Source organism: Streptomyces sp. NPDC101776, from assembly GCF_044766845.1.
In the GTDB taxonomy this organism is placed as follows: Bacteria; Actinomycetota; Actinomycetes; order Streptomycetales; family Streptomycetaceae; genus Streptomyces.
Genome location: NZ_JBIWMV010000060.1, coordinates 1 through 1,768 on the forward strand (window position 1 = coordinate 1; position 1,768 = coordinate 1,768).

2 protein-coding genes are annotated in these 1,768 nt (G+C 67.0%); one reads left to right on the forward strand and one right to left on the reverse strand.

Annotated elements, in window-relative coordinates; all coding sequences use genetic code 11:
• Positions 1 to 100 precede the first annotated feature (100 nt).
• A complete protein-coding gene (locus tag ACIRRY_RS51780) occupies positions 101 to 538 on the forward strand; it encodes a hypothetical protein (RefSeq protein WP_403988141.1) in 438 nt (145 codons plus the stop codon).
• 6 nt (positions 539 to 544) lie between these two features.
• Here the strand turns inward: ACIRRY_RS51780 and ACIRRY_RS51785 are convergent, their stop codons facing one another.
• Positions 545 to 1,666: an IS630 family transposase gene (locus ACIRRY_RS51785; RefSeq protein ID WP_403988144.1), complete on the reverse strand. Its 1,122-nt coding sequence runs from the start codon at positions 1,664 to 1,666 to the stop codon at positions 545 to 547.
• Between the last annotated feature and the right edge of the window lie 102 nt (positions 1,667 to 1,768).

A 1,768-nucleotide genomic window follows, 5' to 3' on the forward strand; every position in this document is an offset into this window, starting at 1 on the left:
GCTAGTGCTCTGACCGGGAAGGTTCGCCGGTTGAAATAGGCTGGGCCTTCTCGATGAACGAGGGGGCAGAGTGTCGGCGCGATGGTCGACGGACGAGGCCGTGGGCCTGTTTGAGAGCGAGTTGCGGACCGGGCAGCGGGCGCTCTCGGAGCTGGGCACGGAAGGTGCCTGGCGTGCGTTCATCCGCTTCGGTCGGCTGCGCTTCGACACACCGGACTCGAACGATGCCGACGGCCTTCTGTTCCAGTACGGGACCTACTCGTTCGACGGCCCAGCGACGTTCACGCTTGACCTTGCGCGGCAGTTCGAGGTCCACAACGGTGACGGCGATCACGACCACTACGTACAAGTGCACTGCGAGTTGCGTTACGGACTCACTCCAGGTCTGCAGGCCCTTGGAAGCTTCGTGTCGTGGTTCTTCCACGACACCGAAGACGATCTCGATCGGTGGGCGGAGGGGCTGGGCCACCGATCGGTTTGGACGGTGATCCGTGCATTCAAGCCGGCCGAGATCAGGGTCTACCAAGAGCAGGTGTAGCACCGTTCAGGCGGCGCCCGCGGCGGGACGCCCGCCCCATCGGATGCCTTTCTCGCTGCGGATGCGGGCCCGCTCTTTGCGTTGGGCGGCCAGGACGTCCGGGTGGCGGGCGTTCGCATTGCGCCAGCGCAAGTAGGCGTGCAGGGCCCGGGTCTGGACGGTGTGGTTCGGATGGTGGGAGTTGGCCAGGGTGAACTGCCGCAGCGGTCCGAAGTGGGCCTCGATGGGGTTGGCCCAGGAGGCGTTGGTCGGAGTGAAGCACAGCTTCACCTTGTTCTTCTTCGCCCACGCGCGGATCTTGGTGCCCTTGTGCGCAGAGAGGTTGTCCATGATCACGTAGATCGGAGCGCCGTCCGGGCGCGCCGCACGGATCGACTTCAGCGCGGTCAGGGAGTTCACGGCTCCCTTGTAGCGACGGTTGACGCCCCACAGGGTGTCGTCGCCGACCGAGTAACAGCCGTGGAAGTAGGTCACCCCGTGAGTGCGGTGGTAAGTCGCAGGGACGCGGTTGGGGTGGCCCCGCCCGGCCCAGCAGGACCCACCGGTGGGGCGGATGCCCAGCGGGCCGAACTCGTCGAACGCGAAGGTGCGGTCGGGGAAGTGCTCCAGGACGTGCTCGATGCGGTCCAGCTTGGCGTCGCGCTCGGGATCGGTGGACTCCTTCCAGGTCTTGGTCCGCTGGAAGGTGATGCCGCGCCGGGCGAGTAGGCAGCGCAATGCCTCGCGGCCGATGCGTATCATCCGGCCGTGGATACGGCGCAGGTAGGCGACGAGTTTCCGTAACGACCAGCGGGTGAAGGGCTGGTCGAGCTTGGCCGGGCGGGTGGTGGCCGTCGCCACGACGAAGTCCTCTTCGTCATGGCTGAGCAGGCGGGGACGGCCTCCCGCCCACTGAGGGTCCAGGCAGGCCAGGCCGATCTCGTTGAACCGGTGGATCACATCGCGGACCGTGTCCTCGTCGGCCTGCACCAGCTGTGCGATCACCGGCACGCGATTCCCGCCCGCCGAGGCCAGCAGCATCATCGCCCGCCGGTAGCGCACCGAACTGGTGCTGCCCCGGCGCACGATCTGCTGCAGCCGCTGCCCTTCCTGATCGGTCAGCCTGCGGACTCGAACGGGCTCTGCCACCACGCCTCCACCTGTTGGACAGCCTGTCGGCTCACATCCAACCGGCCCCACGCCCACCGACGCGAACCGCGACCCGGTGAACCATCCCGGTCAGAGCACTAG